This window comes from Roseomonas sp. KE2513, assembly GCF_016107305.1.
In the GTDB taxonomy this organism is placed as follows: Bacteria; Pseudomonadota; Alphaproteobacteria; order Acetobacterales; family Acetobacteraceae; genus Roseomonas.
This window is the reverse complement of record NZ_RCVR01000002.1, coordinates 103239-121177: the sequence shown is the minus strand read 5'-3', so window position 1 is coordinate 121177 and position 17939 is coordinate 103239. Positions and strand designations below refer to the sequence as shown.

Sequence of the window (17939 nt, the reverse complement as noted above, 5' to 3'; positions counted from 1 at the left end):
GCATCATCTCGCACGAAATTCTGCTCTTTTGCGAGCGGGCGTGACCGGCTTCTATTCTCCTTTAGCGGAGAAGACCCCGTGCACGGTCCAGCCCCGACGAGCGTCGCCACGCAGCAGGCGGAGGTGCTGTCGCACGACGCCCTGAACGCCGAGTACCGCCACCTCGTCCTGCGCGCGGGGGCGCCGGCCTCCGGCGCGCTTCCGGGGCAGTTCTTCCAGCTTCTCTGCCCCGCGCCGCCCGGGGAGGCGCCCTTCCTGCGGCGGCCGATGAGCCTTTATGGCGCCGACCCGGCCTCGGGGACGGTGGAATTCCTCTACAAGGTGACGGGGGCGGGCACGCGGGGCCTCGCCACCCTGTCGGCGGGCGACACGCTCGACATCATGGGGCCGCTGGGCCGCGGCTTCGCCCTCTATCCCGCCTGGCGCGGGGTGGTGGCGATCGGGCGCGGCGCGGGGCTCGCGACGCTCGCGCCCATCGCGAAAGCGGCGCGGGCGGCAGGCATCGGCGTCACCGCCGTCCTCAGCGCCCGGCGGCCGGAGCTGGTGGTTTCCGAAAGCCTGTTCCGTGAGCAGGGTGCCCGCGTCATCACCGTGACCGACCAGGAGGGCACGAGCGGCCCCGCCCATGTGGAGCGCCTACTGCGGGGGTTGATCGCGGAAGGGGGCGTGGACGCCTTTCTCACCTGCGGTTCCGCCCGGCTGCTGCGGGTGCAGCAGAGGCTGGGGCGCGAGTTCGGCATTCCCGGACAGGTAGCGCTGGAGCAGCAGATGGCCTGCGGGCTGGGCATGTGTTTCTGCTGCGTGCGCGACTTCAACGAAGGGGGCGAAATCGTTCACAAGCGGGTCTGCTGGGACGGGCCTGTCTTCGACATGCTGGAGGCAGTGGCATGAAGGAGGGCGACATGACGGATATGAGTGTACGGATCGGCGGCCTGACGCTCGCCAATCCGGTGATGCCGGCCTCCGGCACCTTTTCCGAAGGGCTGGCGCTGGCCGCCGACCTCAACGCGCTCGGCGCGCTGGTGACGAAGACGATCACGCGGGAGCTGCGCGCCGGCAACCCGCTGCCGCGCGTGGCAGAGACGATGGGCGGGATGCTGAACGCCATCGGCATCCCCTCCAAGGGCGTGCCCTATTTCCTGGAGCACACGCTGCCGGCGATGCGGGCCTTCGCGCCGCCGCTGGTGGTCAGCATCTCCGCCCCCACGGCCGAAGGCTTCGCGACGCTGGCCGCCGAGGTATCGGTGGAGGGGGTGGCCGCCATCGAAGCGAATATCTCCTGCCCCAATATCGAGGAGGACGGGCGCGCCTTCGCCATGCGCGCGGAATCGACGGAGGCGGTGATCCGCCGCCTCCGCGCCGCGACCTCGCTTCCGCTCTGGGCGAAGCTGACGCCCAATACCGGCGACGTGCCGGAAGTGGCGCGGGCAGCGGAGGCGGCCGGGGCGGACGCGCTGGTGGTGGCCAACACCATCCTCGCCATGTCCGTGGACCTGAACACCTTCAAGCCGCGCCTGGGCAACGTGATGGGCGGGCTCTCCGGCCCCGCGATCAAGCCGATCGTGCTGCGGCAGGTCTATCAATGCGCCCGCGCCGTCCGCATCCCCGTGATCGGCTGCGGCGGCATCTCCACGGCGGAGGACGCGGCGGAGTACATGATCGCGGGGGCAACGGCCGTGCAGGTGGGCACCGCGACCTTCCTCCATCCCGGCGCGATGGAGGCGGTGATCGGGGGCCTTTCCCGCTTCTGCGCCGGCCGCGGCATCGCGCGCGTCGCCGACCTCACCGGCGCCCTGCACCGCGAGGAAACGGACGAGGCGGAACTCGAATGGGCGGAGCCCGCGCCATGAGCGCGACCCTCGCACCAAGCCTCGGCCGCGACCTCGCCGAGCGGCTCTTCGACCGGCTGCGGGAAACCACGAGCGACGGCGTCGGCATCACGCGGGAGAGCTACGGGCCCGGCGAATCGCTGGCCCTCGACATGGTGGAAGCCGAGGCCCGTGCGCAGGGGCTAGAGACCCTGCGCGACGCCGGCGCGAACCTTGTCGTCACCCTGCCGGGGCGCGACCCGTCGCTGCCGGTGATCGCCTGCGGCTCGCACCTCGACTCCGTGCCTCAGGGCGGGAACTACGACGGCGCGGCGGGGGTGATCGCGGGGCTGATGGCGCTCTCCCGCTTCAAGTCGGAAGGATTCGTGCCGAACCGCGGCATCGCCCTCTACGCCCTGCGCGGGGAGGAGAGCGCTTGGTTCGGGCGCGCCTATATGGGCTCCGCCGCACTCTTCGGCCGCCTCTCCACCGAGGATCTGGCGACGCCGCACGTGGTCAACGGCCGCCCGCTGATCGACTGCATGCGGGAGGCGGGCGTTGAGGTGGAGCGCGTGGCGCGGGGCGAGAAGCTGCTCGACCCCGCCAGCATCGCGGCCTGGCTCGAGATCCATATCGAGCAGGGGCCGGTGCTCGTCGCGCGCAACCTGCCCGTTGCCATCGTCACCGGCATTCGCGGCAACATCCGCCACCGCGCCATCGAGTGCATCGGCGAGGCCGGCCATTCCGGCACCATCCCGCGCTGGCTGCGCCACGACGCCGTTTTTGCCACCGCCGAGCTGATCACGCGCCTCGACCGCCACTGGCGCACCCTGCTGGAGCGCGGGCGGGACCTGGTGGTGACATCGGGCATCATCGGCACCGATCCGGCCGAGCACGCCCTGGCCCGCATCCCCGGCCGCCTCCGCTTCTCCATGGAGGCGCGCAGCCAGAGTATCGAGACGCTGGAGGCCTTCTACGACCTCTTTCTCTCGGAATGCGCGGGGATCGGGGAGGAGAGGGGGGTGGAGTTCCGCCTTGATCGCCGTCTGGACTCCGCGCCCGCCCGGATGGATGAGGGATGGATCGAGCGGCTGCGCGCCGGCCTCCGCGCCATGGGCCTGCCGGACGAGCCGATCCCGAGCGGCGCCGGCCACGACGCCGCGGTCTTCGCACAGGCGGGCATCCCGAGCGCCATGATCTTCATCCGCAACCAGCACGGCTCCCACAACCCGGCGGAGGCCATGGAGATGGAGGACTTCATGCTCGGCGCCGAGTTGCTGGAGCGCAGCCTCCGGGACGCCGCGGCATGAGCGGCGCCTCTATGGCCCGGCTGCTGCTGGAGGGTAACGCCGTGCAGGTCAGCCACGGCCAGCCCTTCATTCTCGCGGCTGGCTGGGCGAGCCCTGCCTATATCGACTGCCGCCTGCTGATCGGCGAGCCGCGCCTGCGCCGGGCAGCCGTGGCGCTGGCGGCCGAGGCCATCCGCGCGAACTTCGCAGGGGCACCGCCCGAAGCGATCGCAGGTGCCGAGACCGCCGGCATCCCCTGGGCCGCCTGGCTGGCCGAGGCGCTGGACCTGCCGCTGCGCTACGTCCGCAAGCGCCCCCTCGGCATCGGCCGCAACGCCCAGGTGGAGGGCGGCTCGGTCGAGGGGATGCGCGTCCTGCTGGTGGACGACCTGATGACGGATGGCGGCAGCAAGGTCGCCTTCACGCGAGGGCTGCGCTCGGCCGGGGCGGTGGTGGACCAGGCGCTCTGCCTCTTCCAGCACGGCACCTTTCCGGGTGGCGCGGAGCGGATGGAGAAGCTCGGCCTCTCCCTCGTCGCGCTCGCGAACTGGCGGGACGTGCTGGACGCGGGCGGCGCCTCGGCCCTGCCGGAGGCCGACCGCACGGTGCTGGAGCGCTTCCTGGCCGATCCTATTGGCTGGTCCGCGGCGCATGGCGGCCGGGCCACGCTGCTGAAGCCGGCGCTGTAGCGCGGGCCGGCGCGGGGAAGGTTGTTGCGCCGCCGGGCCGCGCCCGTCATCGTGCGGGCCTAACTCGGGAGGAGAGCCTGGCATGGAGACCATCCGCCTCGGTGGTCTTGAGCTGCGGTTCAAGCAGACCGGAGAGGGGACGGGCGGCGCGCTCGACCTCTTCGAGATGACGGTGCTGCCGAACGCCCGGATGCCCGTGCCGCACTATCACGAGAGCTGGGAAGAGACGATCCTCGGCCTCTCCGGCACAACCAGCTGGAAGGTGGCGGGGCGCGACGTGGAGCTGCCCGCCGGCGAATCCTTGTTCATCCCGCGCGGCGTGGTGCACGGCTTCCGGAACGACACCCAGGAGGCCGCGACCTGCCTCTGCATCCTCACCCCTGGCGTCCTCGGGCCGGGTTATTTCCGCGAATTGGCAGCGCTGGTGGCGGGGGGCGCGCCGGACCCTGCCCGGATGCGGGAGGTGATGCTGCGGCACGGATTGGTGCCCGCCCCGGCCGGATAGGGTCCGCGCCGGGGCAGGCCGGTCCTCAGAGGATGGACTGGCCCGTCTTCTTCCAGTCCGCCAGGAAGCTCTCCAGCCCACGGTCGGTCAGCGGGTGCTTGTAGAGCGACTTGATCACCGCCGGCGGCAAGGTGGCCACATGGGCGCCCATCTTCGCGGCCTGGATGAGATGGATCGGGTGGCGGATGGAGGCGACCAGCACCTCGGTCTGGATGGCGTCGTAGTTCTTGTAGATCTGAACGGTGTCGGCGATCAGCGTCATGCCGTCCTGGCCGATGTCGTCCAGCCGCCCGACGAAGGGGGAGATGTAGGTGGCCCCGGCCTTCGCCGCGAGCAGCGCCTGGGCCGCGGAGAAGCACAGCGTCACGTTGACCATGACCCCGTTGTTCACCATATGTTTGCATGCGCGCAGCCCCGGCTCGGTCAGCGGCAGCTTGATGACGACATTGGGTGCGATGCGCCCGAGGTGCTCGCCCTCGCGCATCATGCCGTCGTAATCGGTGGCGGTGACCTCGGCGGAGACGGGGCCGGGGGTGATGTCGCAGATCTCCTTGATCACCTCGGCCATCGGGCGGCCGGACTTGGCGATCAGGGAGGGGTTGGTGGTGACGCCGTCGAGCAGCCCGCTCTCGGCGAGGGCGCGGATCTCGGAGACTTCGGCGGTGTCGACGAAGAATTTCATGAATATGGTCCTGGGGCCCGAGTTAGGCGTTCAGATCGCCTCGGGGGTGGATCAATAGCCATGGCAGGGGTGGAGTCCAGCGACAAAGCCGCATCATTTGACGGCGGGCTGTTCGGGGACGGGCTGGTCTCCGCGCCGCCGGCAACGGCCAAGGGGAAGCGCCGCGCCGCGCCCGCCGGGCCGCCGTCGCGCCGCGTCCGCGTGCTGCTTCCCATCCCTCTCGATAGCCCCAATGGCGGCGCCTACGACTACCGCGTGCCCAACGGCACGCCCCTGCCGGAGCCGGGCAGCTTCGTCGCCGTGCCGCTGGGCGGGCGGGAGGTGCTGGGCGTGGTCTGGGACGGCGAGCCCGACGCGGAGCTTGCCGAGGGCCGGTTGCGCGACATCCTCGGCGTGCTGCCCGCGCCGCCGATGAAGGAGAGCCTGCGCCGCTTCGTTGAGTGGGTCGCCGCTTACACGCTGGCGCCGCCCGGGGCCGTGCTGCGGATGGCCATGTCCGTGCCCTCCGCGTTGGAGCCGGCGGGGCAGCAGGCCGGGTGGAAGCTCTCCGCGGCGGGCGAGCTGGCCCAGGGCGGCGCCCCCGGCTACCGCCTGACCCCCCAGCGCCGCCGCGTGCTGGACGTGATGGAGCCCGGCGAGCCCCGTGCGGGCGCCGACATCGCGGACGAGGCGGAGGTCTCCACGGGCGTGCTGCGCGGCATGGCCGACCAGGGGCTGATCGAGCCTGCTCTTCTGCCGCGCCCCCGCAGCTTCGCCCGCCCTGATCCCGAACACCCCGGCCCGTCCTTGGCCGAGGAGCAGGAAGAGGCGGCGGCAGGGCTGCGCGCCTCCGTCGCCACGCGCGCCTTCGGCGTCACGCTGCTGGCGGGGGTCACGGGCTCGGGCAAGACCGAGGTCTATCTCGACGCCGTGGCGGAGTGCTTGCGCCAAGGGCGGCAGGCGCTGGTGCTGCTGCCAGAAATCGCGCTCTCCTCCCAGTGGCTGGACCGGTTCAAGGAGCGCTTCGGCTGCGCCCCCGCCATCTGGCACTCCGAGCTATCCGGCCGCCTGCGCCGCGCCACCTGGCGGGCCGTTGCCGACGGGGAGGCGCCGGTGCTGGTCGGCGCCCGCAGCGCCCTTTTCCTGCCCTTCCCGGACCTCGGCCTCATCATCGTGGACGAGGAGCACGAGACCGCCTTCAAGCAGGAGGACGGAGTCATCTACCACGCGCGCGACATGGCCGTGGTGCGCGCTCGGATGGCCGGCGCCACCTGTGTCCTCGTCTCCGCGACGCCGAGTCTCGAAACGCTGACCAATGCCGAGCAGGGCCGCTATTCCGCGCAGAACCTGCCCCGCCGCCACGGCAGCGCGGGCCTGCCGGAGGTCACGGTGCTGGACCTGCGCAAGATTCCGCCCGAGCGCGGCCGCTTCATCTCCCCCCCGCTGATCGAGGCTATCAACGAGACGCTGGCGCGCGGGGAGCAGGCGATGCTCTTCCTCAACCGCCGCGGCTACGCGCCGATGACGCTCTGCCGCGCCTGCGGCCACAGGATCCGCTGCCCTAACTGTACGGCCTGGCTGGTCGAGCATCGCGCCCAGCGGCGCCTCCAGTGCCACCATTGCGGCCACGCCGAACCCATCCCCCAGCACTGCCCCGAATGCGGCGCGGAGGGCAGCCTGACCGCGATCGGCCCCGGGGTGGAGCGGGTGCAGGAGGAGGCGGCGCAGCTCTTTCCCGACGCGCGTCGCCTCGTCATGGCGTCCGACACCATCCCGGGCCCGGCCGCCGCCGCCGAAGCGGCGCGGATGATTCAGGACCGCGAGGTGGACCTGCTGATCGGCACCCAGATCGTCGCCAAGGGCTGGCACTTCGCGCACCTGACCCTGGTGGGGGTGGTGGACGCCGATCTCGGCCTTGCCGGTGGCGACCTGCGGGCGGCGGAGCGGACGGTGCAGCTTCTCCACCAGGTGGCCGGCCGCGCCGGGCGCGCGGAGAGCCCGGGGCGCGTGATGCTGCAGTCCTGGAACCCTGACCACCCGGTGATGCAGGCCCTCGTTTCCGGCAACCTCGAGTCCTTCATGGCCGAGGAAGCGGAGGCGCGGCGCCCGGGCGGCTGGCCGCCCTTTGGCCGTCTCGCGGCGCTGATCGTCAGTTCGGAGGACGAGCGCGCGGCTGACCGCGTGGCGCGCGACCTCGGCCTCGCGGCACCGGGCGGGGAAGGGGTGCAGGTGCTCGGCCCGGCCCCGGCGCCGCTCTCGATGCTGCGTGGGCGGCACCGGCGGCGCCTGCTGCTGAAGGCACGGCGGGACGTCGCGGTGCAGCCGCTGCTGCGGGAATGGCTCTCCCGCGTGGAGGTGCCGAACGCCGTGCGAGTACAGGTGGACGTGGACCCCGTCAGCTTCCTCTAAGCAAGTCCTTTAGGCACACGCGAACCCGCCCCGGGCCGTGCGCCGGGGCGGGTTCATAGACGCATCAACCCTGGCGGGGCAGGTCCTCGACGGCGTTGCGCGCCTCCGCGACTCCGGCGCCCTCGATCGCCTGCTCCACCGGGTCAGCCTGGTCCACGAAGCCGGGGATGGGGGATTGGACGGCCGGGTCGGCGTTCACGCCGCTCTCCAGCCCTTTATCCAGCTCTGCCCCGCGGCCGGTGCCGGGCTGAAGGCCCGGCTTCCAGCCGCCCGTCTCGCGCAGGCCCTTCTCTTCCGGCCGCTCCGGCCCGACGCGCCCGCCCATGGGTCAGTCCCCCGCGATCAGGGCTTGCCGCCGGCAGTGGTGCCCGGCTGGCCCTGGCCCTGATCTGTGGACGCCGCCGTGTCCTCGCCGGCGGGGGTAATGAAGCCCGTGGCGCCGCTTTTCGGGGCCGGGTCGGACGCCGGGAAGGTGTCCTCCACGCCCTTGTCCACCTTGGCGCTCGTAGAGGCGCCGGGCTTGAGGTCGGAGACCCAGTCGCCGGTCTCCTGATCCCGCTTCTGGTCGGTCTTGTCCTTGTCCATCGCTGCTTCCCCCTCTCGAGGTGTCTGTGTTGGCCGGATTCGCGCCGCATGGCGCTTTCGGTCGGGGATAGAGCGCGAGAGACCCGCCGAGGGTTCCATCCGAACGGGCGGAACACCATGTGACCGTTGCAACGCCCTCTCCGCGGCGCAGGGCGGTTGCCGCCCCGCATTGCACCGTGTTAAGGGGCCCGCGCCGACGCCCGGGGGATTCCCGGGGCGTTCCGTGCAGGCCCGAGGCGCCCCGCTGAACCGGGGCGGGAACGGGCCGACGGGTCTTCACCAACCCTCGAACGGGATCGCCAGTGGCCTCCGAAGCAGCCGCCAACGTCCAGAATTCCGCCCCCCAGACGGGCGGCGCGGCGCAGCGCTACGCGCTTGCCCTGCTGGACCTGGCCAAGGACAAGAAGACGGTGGACGCCGTCGCCACCGATGTCGAAAACCTCGCGACCCTCACGCGCGACGACCCCGGCTTCCGCGCCTTCATCGAGGACCCGCGCCTCGACGCCAATGCCCAGCGGAACGGCGCCTTCGCCGTGCTCGACCGGGCGGGGATCTCGGGCGACGTGAAGAACCTCGTCGGCGTGATGATCGCCAACCGGCGCCTGAACCTGCTGCCGGGCGTGCTGGCCGCCTTCGACACGCTGCTTGCCGAGCAGCGCGGGCAGCAGGCGGCCGAGGTCGTGACCGCCCACCCGCTGACCAATACCCAGCGCACCCAGATCGCCGCCCGCCTCACCGAGGCCGGGTACTCGAACGTCCGCCTCTCCGAGACGGTGGACCCGTCCATCCTCGGCGGCCTGATCGTCAAGATCGGGTCCCGCCTTTACGACACATCCATCAAGTCCAGGCTTCAGCGCCTGAGCTACGCCATGAAGGGGGCCGCCTGACCATGGACATCCGTCCCGCAGAGATTTCGGACATCCTGAAGCAGCAGATCGCTGGCTTCGACACCGACGCCAACGTGGCCGAGGTGGGCACCGTGCTGACGGTCGGCGACGGCATCGCCCGTTGCTACGGCCTGCAGAACGTCATGGCCGGCGAGATGGTGGAGTTCCCCTCCGCCGGCGTGCGCGGCATGGCGCTGAACCTCGAATCCGACAATGTCGGCGTCGTGGTCTTCGGTGACGACACGCGCATCCGAGAGGGCGACACCGTCTCCCGCACGGGCACCATCGTGGACGTGCCGGTGGGCCGCGGCCTGCTCGGCCGCGTCGTGGACGGCCTCGGCAACCCGATCGACGGCAAGGGCCCGCTGGTCGACGTGACCCGGAGCCGCGTCGAGGTGAAGGCGCCGGGGATCATTCCCCGCAAGTCCGTGCACGAGCCGATGCAGACGGGCATCAAGGCGATCGACAGCCTGATCCCGATCGGCCGCGGCCAGCGCGAGCTGGTGATCGGCGACCGCCAGACCGGCAAGACCGCCGTCATCATCGACACGATCCTCAACCAGAAGACGATCAACGCCGGCACGGACGAGAGCAAGAAGCTCTACTGCATCTACGTCGCCGTCGGTCAGAAGCGCTCCACCGTCGCCCAGCTCGTCCGCACCCTCGAGGAGCGCGGCGCGATGGATTACTCGATCGTCGTCGCGGCCACCGCCTCCGACCCGGCGCCCATGCAGTTCCTCGCGCCCTACACGGGCTGCACCATGGGCGAGTTCTTCCGCGACAACGGCATGCACGCGGTCATCTTCTATGACGACCTCTCCAAGCAGGCCGTTGCCTACCGCCAGATGTCCCTCCTGCTGCGCCGTCCGCCGGGCCGCGAGGCCTACCCGGGCGACGTCTTCTACCTGCACTCCCGCCTGCTCGAGCGCGCGGCGAAGATGGGCGAGGATGCCGGCCTTGGCTCGCTGACCGCGCTGCCCGTGATCGAGACGCAGGCGGGCGACGTGTCCGCCTACATCCCAACGAACGTGATCTCCATCACGGACGGGCAGATCTTCCTTGAGACCGAGCTGTTCTTCCGCGGCATCCGCCCGGCGGTGAACGTCGGCCTCTCGGTGTCGCGCGTCGGCTCCGCCGCGCAGATCAAGGCGATGAAGCAGGTCGCGGGCAAGATTAAGCTCGAGCTCGCGCAGTACCGGGAGATGGCGGCCTTCGCGCAGTTCGCGTCCGACCTCGACGCCTCCACCCAGGCGCTGCTGGCCCGCGGCGCGCGGCTGACCGAGCTGCTGAAGCAGCCCCAGTACGCGCCCGTGCCGGTCGAGGAGCAGGTGGTGTCGATCTTCGCCGGCACGCGCGGCTACCTGGACAAGGTGCCCGTGAACCAGGTCGGCGAGTTCGAGCGTCGCATGCTCGGCGAGCTGAAGGCGGCCAAGCCGGAGATCCTGGAGAGCATCCGCACCAGCGGCCAGATCACCGGCGACAACGACAAGGCGCTCGTCGGCTTCCTCGACGGCTTCGCCAAGTCCTTCGGCTGACCCGGGGGTAGCGGAGCACCCTCATGGCCAGCCTCAAGGACCTGCGCGGTCGCATCAACAGCGTGAAGTCGACCCGCAAGATCACGCAGGCGATGAAGATGGTCGCCGCCGCCAAGCTTCGCCGCGCCCAGGCGCAGGCCGAGGCGGCGCGGCCCTATGCCCAGCGGATGGAGCGCATGCTGGCGTCCCTGGGCGCGGCCGTGGTGGGCAGCCCGGACGCGCCGAAGATGCTTGTCGGCACGGGGCGGGATCAGGTTCACCTCCTGATCGTCGTCACCGCCGAGCGCGGGCTTTCCGGCGCCTTCAACACGAATGCTGGCCGCTTCGCGCGCGCCCGCATTCGCGCGCTGGAGGCCGAGGGCAAGACGGTGAAGGTGCTGACGGTGGGCCGCAAGGGCGCGACCTACCTCAAGCGCGAGCTCGCCAGCCGCTTCGTGGGCGAGATCAGCTACGCCAACATCAAGCGCATCGGCTTCGAGCAGGCCGACGAGATCGCCACCCGCATCACCGCGATGCTGGAGGCGGGCGAGTTCGATGTCTGCTCGCTGATCTACAACCGCTTCCAGAGCGTGATCAGCCAGGTGGCGAGCGAGCAGCGCCTGATCCCGGCGCCGCTGCCTGCCAACGACACCGGCGCCTCCGATGGCGCCCAGGCCCTCTACGAGTACGAGCCCGGCGAGGAGGAGCTTCTCTCGGCGCTGCTGCCGAAGAACCTCGCCATTCAGATCTACCGTGCGCTGCTGGAGAGCGCGGCCGGCTTCTACGGGAGCCAGATGACCGCGATGGACAACGCCACCCGCAACGCCGGCGACATGATCAACAGGCTGACGCTCAACTACAACCGCACGCGACAGGCCAACATCACCAGGGAGCTGATCGAGATCATCTCCGGTGCCGAGGCTGTCTGAGGAACCCCGAACCATGAAGAACAACGTCGGCAAGGTCACCCAAGTTCTCGGCGCCGTGGTGGACGTGCAGTTCCCCGCCGAGCTGCCGCAGATCCTCAACGCGCTGACCACCGAGGTCGGCGACCGTACCCTCGTGCTCGAGGTCGCGCAGCACCTCGGCGAGCGCACCGTGCGCGCCATCGCCATGGACACCACGGACGGCCTCGTCCGCGGCTCCGAGGTGGTGGACCAGGGCAAGGGCATCTCCGTGCCCGTGGGCGAGGGCACGCTCGGCCGCATCGTGAACGTCATCGGCGAGCCGATCGACGAGCGCGGCCCGGTTCCCGCCGAGAAGACCTACACGATTCACCGCGCCGCCCCGGCCTTCGAGGACCAGGCGACCGCGGCCGAGATCCTGGTCACGGGCATCAAGGTCATCGACCTGCTCGCCCCCTACTCCAAGGGTGGCAAGATCGGCCTCTTCGGCGGCGCCGGCGTCGGCAAGACGGTGACGATCCAGGAGCTGATCAACAACATCGCCAAGGGCCACGGCGGCGTGTCCGTCTTCGCGGGCGTCGGTGAGCGCACGCGCGAGGGCAACGACCTCTATCACGAGATGATCGACGCTGGCGTCATCAAGCTCGGCGAGAACGACACCGCCGGCTCCAAGGTGGCGCTCGTCTACGGCCAGATGAACGAGCCGCCGGGTGCCCGCGCCCGCGTCGCCCTCTCAGGCCTCTCGATGGCGGAGTACTTCCGCGACGAGCAGGGCCAGGACGTGCTCTTCTTCATCGACAACATCTTCCGCTTCACCCAGGCCGGCGCGGAAGTGTCCGCCCTTCTGGGCCGCATCCCCTCCGCGGTGGGCTACCAGCCGACGCTGGCCACCGACATGGGCGCGCTGCAGGAGCGGATCACCTCCACGAAGAAGGGCTCGATCACCTCAGTGCAGGCGATCTACGTGCCCGCCGACGACCTGACCGACCCGGCGCCGGCCACCTCCTTCGCGCACCTTGACGCGACGACGGTGCTCAACCGCTCCATCGCCGAGCTCGGCATCTTCCCGGCCGTGGACCCATTGGACTCCACCTCCCGCGCGCTCGACCCGCGCGTGGTGGGCGAGGAGCACTACCGCGTGGCTCGCGAGGTTCAGCGCGTGCTCCAGACCTACAAGTCGCTGCAGGACATCATCGCGATCCTGGGCATGGACGAGCTGTCCGAGGAGGACAAGCTGGTCGTGGCGCGCGCGCGCAAGATCCAGCGCTTCCTCTCCCAGCCCTTCCACGTGGCCGAGGTCTTCACGGGCACGCCGGGCGTCTTCGTGAAGCTCGAGGACACGATCCGCTCCTTCGCGGGCATCGTGGCCGGCGACTACGACCACCTCCCCGAGGCCGCCTTCTACATGGTCGGCACCATCGAGGAGGCCGTGAAGAAGGCCGATACCCTCAAGGTCTCGGCCTGATCCCATGGCCACCTTCGACCTCGAGCTGGTGAGCCCGGAGCGCCTGCTCCTCTCGCGTCCCGTCGAGATGGCGGTCATCCCGGCCTATGAGGGCGAGATGGGCGTGCTGCCCGGCCATTCGCCGATGATCGTCGCCCTTCGGGGCGGCGTCATCCGGGTGACTGAGGGCGGGCGCGAGACCGAGAGCCTGTTCATCATGGGCGGGTTCGCGGAGATCACGCCCGCGCGGATGACGGTGCTTGCGGACGAGGCGACGCCGCTCGCCAACCTCTCCCGCGCCACCGCCGCTCAGCGCGTGACCGAGGCCGAGGCAGCCCTGGCCGCCGCCGCCAATGATGCGCCGGAAATCCGCGAGCGCGCCAACGACCGCCTGATGGCCGCCCGCGCGATGCAGGACGCCGCTCAGGCAGCCTAGTGCGGGGAACGGCTCGCCGTTTCTCGCCGGCTTACCGAAGCTCGCGGACGAAGCGCAGGATCTCCTGCCCGAGCTGATCGTCCGCGGTGCCCACCGAGAAGATTTCCGAAACATGGTTGTGCCCGCGCATCTGAATGGTGCGCGGGCATTTCTCGTCCCGCCAGCAGGCGCTGGTCGCCAACTCCATCGTGGGGGCGCCGAGGAAGGCCGGATCGTACTCCGCGTTGAACAGCAGCATCGGCAGCCGGCTCTGGCCGAGATGCGTTATCGGGGAGCGTGCCGCGTATTGCGCGGGATCGGTGCCGAAATAGGCGACGTTCCCCGGCGCCTTGTCCTCCGCCGTCATCTTCAGGAAGCCGCTGCCGAGGATCAGCCCGGCGATGCCCGGCCCCTCCGCCGGGTGGAGCGCGCGATCGAAGGCGTAGGAGGCGGCGTGGGTCGCGCCGGCGGAGTGCCCCATCAGCACGATGCGGGCGGGGTCGCCGCTAAAGCGCGACGCATTCGCCCGCACCCAGGCGATGGCCGCGCCCACGTCCTGCGCCCCCGCCGGCCAGGGGTTTGCCGGCGCCAGGCGATAGGTGATGGAGATGCCCACCAGCCCATTCCGCGCGGCATAGGCGGGGATGTTCGCCTCCCGCTCGCCGCGCACGAAGCCGCCGCCATGGACGAAGACAAGGATGGGCTGCGGGGTGCCGGAGGCGCCGGGGGCATAGACGTCCAACAGGTGCCGCGGGTCCGGCCCATAGGCTTGGTCCCTGGTGACGGTCAGCCCTTCCGTCGAGGCATTAGGGATGAGGCCAAAGAGGGCACGGGTCACGGCGAGCACGTCGCCGTCGAACCTGGCACCCATCCCCGCGATCCGTGCGCCGACATCGTGCGGCAGGCGGTCGATCTGCGCCGCGGCCGGTGTGGCGGCCAGAGCCGAGAGGAGCAGGCCCAAGGGGGCCGCCACACGCCTTGCTGCCTTCATGCGGTGATCCCCTCTCCGAGGCGGTCTTCGCCGCCTAGGAGGGAGGATGAGGCGCCGATGCAACGTGAGCAAGGCGCGGATAAGATCGGGTCGGGGCTTGAAAGCCGCCCCCCCGGACCGGCAAATGGGCTGCAAGCCCCGATCACCTAGCGCGAGACCACGAAACTCATGAAGCACTGGACCCTCGACCAGGTCGCCTGGGATGCGTTCGATCCCACGAAGGTCGATCCGGGCATCCTGTCGCTCGTGAAGGCCGCCGCCCTCGTGGAGAAGAACGGGGTGGACTACGCGATCTACCTCAACAACGTCTTCACCGGCGATCCAGACTTCCGCCAGGCCGCCGACAACTGGGCGGTGGAGGAAGTGCAGCACGGCGACGCCCTCGGCCGCTGGGCGGAAATCGCCGATCCCAGCTGGTCCTTCGACGACGCCTTCGCCCGCTACCGCGAGGGCTTCAAGATCGACGTGAAGGCCGACGCCTCCATCCGCGGCTCCCGCACGGGCGAGCTGATCGCGCGCTGCATGGTCGAGACCGGCACCTCCTCCTACTACACCGCGCTCGGCGAGAGCACGGAGGAGCCGGTGCTGAAGCAGGTTTGCCGCCTGATCGCGGCGGACGAGTACCGGCACTTCAAGCTCTTCTACGACCACATGAAGCGCTACTTGGCGCGCGAGAAGCTCTCCTTCCCGCAACGCCTGCGCGTGGCCGCGGGGCGCATCGGCGAGTCCGAGGACGACGAGCTGGCTTTTGCCTACCACTGCGGCAACGAGCCGGCGAACCTGCCCTACAGCCACGAGCGCTGCATGCGCAGCTACATGGGCCGCTCCATGTCCTACTACCGCTTCCGCCACATCGAGCGGGGCATGGGCATGATCTTCAAGTCGATCGGGCTGGAGCCGCGCGGGCGGCTTTCGGACCTTGCGGCGAAGGGCGCCTGGAAGCTGCTGCAATGGCGGCGTAGCAGGTACGCCCAGGGCTCAGGCTCAGGCTCAAGCGCGGCGAACGAGAACGCCTCCCCGCGCGCCGCGGCCTGAGATGGCCCGCCTTCCGCAGCGCCCGGCGGGGCGCGCCTCCCGCCGCCTCGTGCTCGGCGCCGGCCTTGCCGCCGGGCTGGGCCGTGGCGGCGTGGCCTGGGGGCAAGCACGGGGCCAGGGGCCCGGTCTCTACCAGATCGCGCGCGCAAAGGGCTTCACCTTCGGGGCGGCGGTGCAGTCCGGCCTTCTCGCTGGTGACCCGTCCTACGCGGCCATCTACGAGAACGAGGCCGGGCTCCTCGTCCCGGAATACGAGGGCAAGTGGTCTACCCTCCAGCCAAGGGAGGGCGAGTTCGACTTCACTGCCCTCGACGGCGTGGTGGGGTGGGGCGCGGCGCGTGGCCGGCCGACGCGGGGCCACGCGCTCGTCTGGCACGAGGCCTTCCCCGATTGGGCCGTCTCCGCCGTGGCCGACGGGGCGCCCCGCGCCCGCGCGGTCATGGCTGCCCATATCGCTCGTGTCCTTTCCACCACGCGCCTCCGCATTCGCGACTGGGACGTGGCGAATGAGGTGGTCGCGGATCCGCCCGGCAGCGACACGCCCCAAGCGCAAGGCGAACTGCGGGACACGCCCTTTCTCCGCACCCTCGGCCCTTCCTACATCGACACCGCCTTCCGCCTGGCGCGCGAGCAAGACTCCACGCTCCGCCTCGTGCTGAACGAATACGGCGTGGAGGAGGACACGCCCTGGGCCGAGGAGAAGCGTCGCCGCCTGCTCGCCCTTGTCCGCGGCATGTTGCAACGGCGCGTACCGATCGACGCGGTGGGCATCCAGGCGCATCTGCAGCTCGTGCGGCCCTTCAGCGGCGCGGTCTTCGCCTCATTCGTCAACGCGCTCAGGGCCGAGGGCCTGTCGGTGCTGGTGACGGAACTGGACGTGCGGGAGGGCAACACCCTGCCCGAGGATTACCTGGCCCGCGACCGGCTGGTGGGGGATCGCGTCACCGCCTTCATGGAATCCGCCATCGGCGCGGGGGTGAAGACCTTTCTAACCTGGGGGCTGGCGGACCGGCACTCCTGGCTTGTCACCTCCGCAGGCGTCGCGCGGCCGGACGGCAAGCTGCACCGGGGCCTGCCTCTGGACTGGGAGTACAACCGCAAGGAGATGTGGCGCGCCATGGCCCGCGCCTTCTCCGCCGCCTGAGTTCAGCCCGGCACCGCGTAGGCGGCGAAGTCCTTCGCCAGCCGCGCGTAGATGGGGCGGCGGAAGGCGACGGCGATCTCCGGCAGCTCGGTGAGCGGCGCCCAGCGCCAAGCGTCGAATTCCTGGTGCTTGTCGGCGTCCAGCCGGATCTCGGCATCCTGGCCGAGGAAGCGTAAGGCGAACCAGAGCTGCGTCTGCCCCCGGTACTTCCCGCCCAGCGCCTTGCCGATGAGAGGGGTAGGCAGGTCGTAGTCCAGCCATTCGGGCATCCGGCCCATGACTGCGGCGTTGCGGGTGCCGATCTCCTCCGACAGCTCGCGCAGCACGGCAGCCTCCGGGTCCTCGCCGGGGTCCAACCCGCCCTGGGGAAGCTGCCAGGCGCCGGTGGCGGCCTCACCCGCAGGCAGGTCGGCGCGGCGGGCGATCAGCACGAGGCCGTCGCGATTGAAGAGGCAGGCGCCCACGTTGGGGCGAAGCGGAAGCGGGGCCATGCTAGCGGGGAATCTCCTCAGGCCGGCGTATGAGGGCGGTGACGGGGGCCATGACCAGCCCACGAGACTCCAGCCCCGCGGCCCAGGCGGCCACGCGGTCCACCAGCACGGGCGTCACGTCCCCCGCAAGGCCGAGGGCCGAGCCGCGCTCGCGGGCGATTCGCTCCAGCTCGGCGAGGCGTCGGTCGATCTCGCCGCGCGTGGCGGGCTCGTCCACCACGATGTCCACGCTGCGGCCCCAGGCCCGGGCGGGTGAGGGGGCGCCGGGGCGGGGATCGACGTAGAGCAGCCCGTGCTGCCGCAGCACATCCTGCACACCGCCGATGAGCTCCGGCAGCGCTGCGAAGCGCTCTCCCCGCATGGGCCCGAGCGCGCCGATCGCCCCCACCTGGCCGGAGAGGCGCGAGATGACCCAGGCCAGCCGGTCGCCATTCTCGGCGGGGGGCAGGGTGGTCATCAGCGCGCGCTCACCGGGATCGTTCGCGGGGTAGTTGGCCGGCTCCATCGGAATGGCGCTCAGCACCTCCATGCCGCGGAGCCGGGCGCGCTCCAGCAGCGGGTCTAGCCGGGGTGCGTAGGGCGAGAAGGCAAGACCGGTGGCGGGAGGCAGGCGCGCGATCGCCTCCTCCGACAGAGCGGCGGAGAGGCCGAGGTTGCCTACCACCAGGGCCACGCGCGGCCGGGTCTCGCTTCGGTCGAAGGGGCGGCCATAGGCACGAATCGAGGTGCGGCCCTCCGGTCCCACCTTCGGCAATGGGCCGTAACGGGAGGGCTCCTGCAGCGCCGGGTCGGGTGGCGGGATCGGCCGGTTGGGCTGCGCCTCCGCGCGGCGCATCGGGGTGGGCAGGGGCGGCGGCTCGGGCGCGCTGGGAAGGGCGGGAGGTTCGGCCTGCGCCGCAGCGGGCTCCGCTGTCGGCAGTGGAGCCGGGGCGGGCGGAACAGGCTCCGGCGCTGCGGCCACGGCGGGAGGCGGCGGTGCGGGTGCGGGTTCCGCCGGTTCGGCAGGGGCAGCGGGCTCGGCCGGCGTCGCCGCCTGTGTGAGGCCCGGCGGAACCCCGCTCTCCGGCGGGCCCAGCCACTGCAGAACGGCCGCGCCGCCTGCCATGGCGGCGAGCACGACCAGCCAGAAGACGCCGAGTGCCCTCATGCGTGGCTTCGGCGCCCTCG

Annotated in this window: 19 protein-coding genes; 13 read left to right on the top strand and 6 right to left on the bottom strand. The window is 70.9% G+C overall.

The genetic code is table 11. From position 1 onward, the window contains the following. The first annotated feature begins 78 nt into the window (after positions 1-78). From D9599_RS02750 to D9599_RS02730, 5 genes are all read left to right on the top strand, one after another. Complete coding sequence (locus D9599_RS02750) at positions 79-891, top strand: dihydroorotate dehydrogenase electron transfer subunit (RefSeq protein ID WP_309228519.1); 813 nt, start codon at positions 79-81, stop codon at positions 889-891. Between the two features lie 11 nt (positions 892-902). Continuing rightward, positions 903-1850, top strand: a complete 948-nt coding sequence (locus D9599_RS02745) for a dihydroorotate dehydrogenase (RefSeq protein WP_198379695.1) — start codon at positions 903-905, stop codon at positions 1848-1850. Beyond that, positions 1847-3118 (top strand): Zn-dependent hydrolase, encoded by a 1272-nt coding sequence (locus D9599_RS02740; protein ID WP_198379694.1) that lies wholly within the window; start codon positions 1847-1849, stop codon positions 3116-3118. Before D9599_RS02745 ends, D9599_RS02740 begins: the two co-directional genes overlap by 4 nt. Further along, positions 3115-3786 carry an orotate phosphoribosyltransferase gene (locus tag D9599_RS02735; RefSeq protein WP_198379693.1) on the top strand — a complete coding sequence of 224 codons (672 nt, stop codon included), beginning with the start codon at positions 3115-3117 and terminating at the stop codon, positions 3784-3786. The genes D9599_RS02740 and D9599_RS02735 overlap by 4 nt, the downstream gene beginning before the upstream one ends. A gap of 82 nt (positions 3787-3868) precedes the next feature. Further along, a complete protein-coding gene (locus D9599_RS02730; protein ID WP_198379692.1) occupies positions 3869-4291 on the top strand; it encodes a cupin domain-containing protein in 423 nt (140 codons plus the stop codon). A 25-nt stretch (positions 4292-4316) separates the two neighbouring features. On the opposite strand, the gene fsa is transcribed toward D9599_RS02730, so the two are convergent. After that, complete coding sequence (gene fsa, locus D9599_RS02725; RefSeq protein ID WP_198379691.1) at positions 4317-4973, bottom strand: fructose-6-phosphate aldolase; 657 nt, start codon at positions 4971-4973, stop codon at positions 4317-4319. A 60-nt stretch (positions 4974-5033) separates the two neighbouring features. Here fsa and D9599_RS02720 point away from each other — a divergent pair, with 60 nt between their 5' ends. Further along, positions 5034-7361: a primosomal protein N' gene (locus D9599_RS02720; protein ID WP_198379690.1), complete on the top strand. Its 2328-nt coding sequence runs from the start codon at positions 5034-5036 to the stop codon at positions 7359-7361. Positions 7362-7425: 64 nt separating this feature from the next. Here the strand turns inward: D9599_RS02720 and D9599_RS02715 are convergent, their stop codons facing one another. Next, positions 7426-7686: a hypothetical protein gene (locus tag D9599_RS02715; protein WP_198379689.1), complete on the bottom strand. Its 261-nt coding sequence runs from the start codon at positions 7684-7686 to the stop codon at positions 7426-7428. A 17-nt stretch (positions 7687-7703) separates the two neighbouring features. Continuing rightward, positions 7704-7946 carry a hypothetical protein gene (locus tag D9599_RS02710; RefSeq protein WP_198379688.1) on the bottom strand — a complete coding sequence of 81 codons (243 nt, stop codon included), beginning with the start codon at positions 7944-7946 and terminating at the stop codon, positions 7704-7706. Positions 7947-8248: 302 nt separating this feature from the next. Here D9599_RS02710 and D9599_RS02705 point away from each other — a divergent pair, with 302 nt between their 5' ends. From D9599_RS02705 to atpC, 5 genes are read left to right on the top strand one after another with little or no spacing between them, the layout of a single operon-like run. Beyond that, the gene (locus tag D9599_RS02705) at positions 8249-8833 is read left to right on the top strand and encodes a F0F1 ATP synthase subunit delta (protein WP_198379687.1); all 585 of its coding nucleotides are present in this window, start codon (positions 8249-8251) and stop codon (positions 8831-8833) included. Positions 8834-8835: 2 nt separating this feature from the next. After that, the gene (atpA, locus tag D9599_RS02700) at positions 8836-10368 is read left to right on the top strand and encodes a F0F1 ATP synthase subunit alpha (RefSeq protein WP_198379686.1); all 1533 of its coding nucleotides are present in this window, start codon (positions 8836-8838) and stop codon (positions 10366-10368) included. A 23-nt stretch (positions 10369-10391) separates the two neighbouring features. Further along, the gene (locus D9599_RS02695; protein ID WP_198379685.1) at positions 10392-11276 is read left to right on the top strand and encodes a F0F1 ATP synthase subunit gamma; all 885 of its coding nucleotides are present in this window, start codon (positions 10392-10394) and stop codon (positions 11274-11276) included. A 13-nt stretch (positions 11277-11289) separates the two neighbouring features. Further along, positions 11290-12717: a F0F1 ATP synthase subunit beta gene (gene atpD, locus D9599_RS02690; RefSeq protein ID WP_198379684.1), complete on the top strand. Its 1428-nt coding sequence runs from the start codon at positions 11290-11292 to the stop codon at positions 12715-12717. A 4-nt stretch (positions 12718-12721) separates the two neighbouring features. Then, a complete protein-coding gene (atpC, locus tag D9599_RS02685) occupies positions 12722-13132 on the top strand; it encodes an ATP synthase F1 subunit epsilon (protein WP_198379683.1) in 411 nt (136 codons plus the stop codon). Between the two features lie 31 nt (positions 13133-13163). Here the strand turns inward: atpC and D9599_RS02680 are convergent, their stop codons facing one another. Beyond that, positions 13164-14084, bottom strand: a complete 921-nt coding sequence (locus D9599_RS02680; protein ID WP_198379682.1) for an alpha/beta hydrolase — start codon at positions 14082-14084, stop codon at positions 13164-13166. A 186-nt stretch (positions 14085-14270) separates the two neighbouring features. On the opposite strand from D9599_RS02680, the gene D9599_RS02675 reads away from it, so the two are divergent. Further along, positions 14271-15137 carry a ferritin-like domain-containing protein gene (locus tag D9599_RS02675; protein ID WP_198379681.1) on the top strand — a complete coding sequence of 289 codons (867 nt, stop codon included), beginning with the start codon at positions 14271-14273 and terminating at the stop codon, positions 15135-15137. Between the two features lies 1 nt (position 15138). After that, on the top strand, positions 15139-16281 hold the full coding sequence (locus D9599_RS02670; protein WP_198379680.1) for an endo-1,4-beta-xylanase: 1143 nt from the start codon (positions 15139-15141) through the stop codon (positions 16279-16281). A 2-nt stretch (positions 16282-16283) separates the two neighbouring features. Here D9599_RS02670 and D9599_RS02665 read toward each other — a convergent pair whose 3' ends face one another. Beyond that, positions 16284-16772 (bottom strand): RNA pyrophosphohydrolase, encoded by a 489-nt coding sequence (locus D9599_RS02665; RefSeq protein WP_198379679.1) that lies wholly within the window; start codon positions 16770-16772, stop codon positions 16284-16286. A 1-nt stretch (position 16773) separates the two neighbouring features. Continuing rightward, positions 16774-17919, bottom strand: a complete 1146-nt coding sequence (locus tag D9599_RS02660) for a divergent polysaccharide deacetylase family protein (protein ID WP_198379678.1) — start codon at positions 17917-17919, stop codon at positions 16774-16776. Between the last annotated feature and the right edge of the window lie 20 nt (positions 17920-17939).

Bases quoted from the DNA above. Each gene is read 5' to 3' on its own strand.
- D9599_RS02675 (WP_198379681.1), top strand. From the start codon at position 14,271: ATGAAGCACTGGACCCTCGACCAGGTCGCCTGGGATGCGTTCGATCCC.
- D9599_RS02710 (WP_198379688.1), bottom strand. From the start codon at position 7,946: ATGGACAAGGACAAGACCGACCAGAAGCGGGATCAGGAGACCGGCGAC.
- atpC (WP_198379683.1), top strand. From the start codon at position 12,722: ATGGCCACCTTCGACCTCGAGCTGGTGAGCCCGGAGCGCCTGCTCCTC.
- D9599_RS02730 (WP_198379692.1), top strand. From the start codon at position 3,869: ATGGAGACCATCCGCCTCGGTGGTCTTGAGCTGCGGTTCAAGCAGACC.
- D9599_RS02735 (WP_198379693.1), top strand. From the start codon at position 3,115: ATGAGCGGCGCCTCTATGGCCCGGCTGCTGCTGGAGGGTAACGCCGTG.
- D9599_RS02720 (WP_198379690.1), top strand. From the start codon at position 5,034: ATGGCAGGGGTGGAGTCCAGCGACAAAGCCGCATCATTTGACGGCGGG.
- D9599_RS02715 (WP_198379689.1), bottom strand. From the start codon at position 7,686: ATGGGCGGGCGCGTCGGGCCGGAGCGGCCGGAAGAGAAGGGCCTGCGC.
- D9599_RS02665 (WP_198379679.1), bottom strand. From the start codon at position 16,772: ATGGCCCCGCTTCCGCTTCGCCCCAACGTGGGCGCCTGCCTCTTCAAT.
- D9599_RS02740 (WP_198379694.1), top strand. From the start codon at position 1,847: ATGAGCGCGACCCTCGCACCAAGCCTCGGCCGCGACCTCGCCGAGCGG.
- fsa (WP_198379691.1), bottom strand. From the start codon at position 4,973: ATGAAATTCTTCGTCGACACCGCCGAAGTCTCCGAGATCCGCGCCCTC.
- D9599_RS02660 (WP_198379678.1), bottom strand. From the start codon at position 17,919: ATGAGGGCACTCGGCGTCTTCTGGCTGGTCGTGCTCGCCGCCATGGCA.
- atpD (WP_198379684.1), top strand. From the start codon at position 11,290: ATGAAGAACAACGTCGGCAAGGTCACCCAAGTTCTCGGCGCCGTGGTG.
- D9599_RS02695 (WP_198379685.1), top strand. From the start codon at position 10,392: ATGGCCAGCCTCAAGGACCTGCGCGGTCGCATCAACAGCGTGAAGTCG.
- D9599_RS02745 (WP_198379695.1), top strand. From the start codon at position 903: ATGACGGATATGAGTGTACGGATCGGCGGCCTGACGCTCGCCAATCCG.
- atpA (WP_198379686.1), top strand. From the start codon at position 8,836: ATGGACATCCGTCCCGCAGAGATTTCGGACATCCTGAAGCAGCAGATC.
- D9599_RS02670 (WP_198379680.1), top strand. From the start codon at position 15,139: ATGGCCCGCCTTCCGCAGCGCCCGGCGGGGCGCGCCTCCCGCCGCCTC.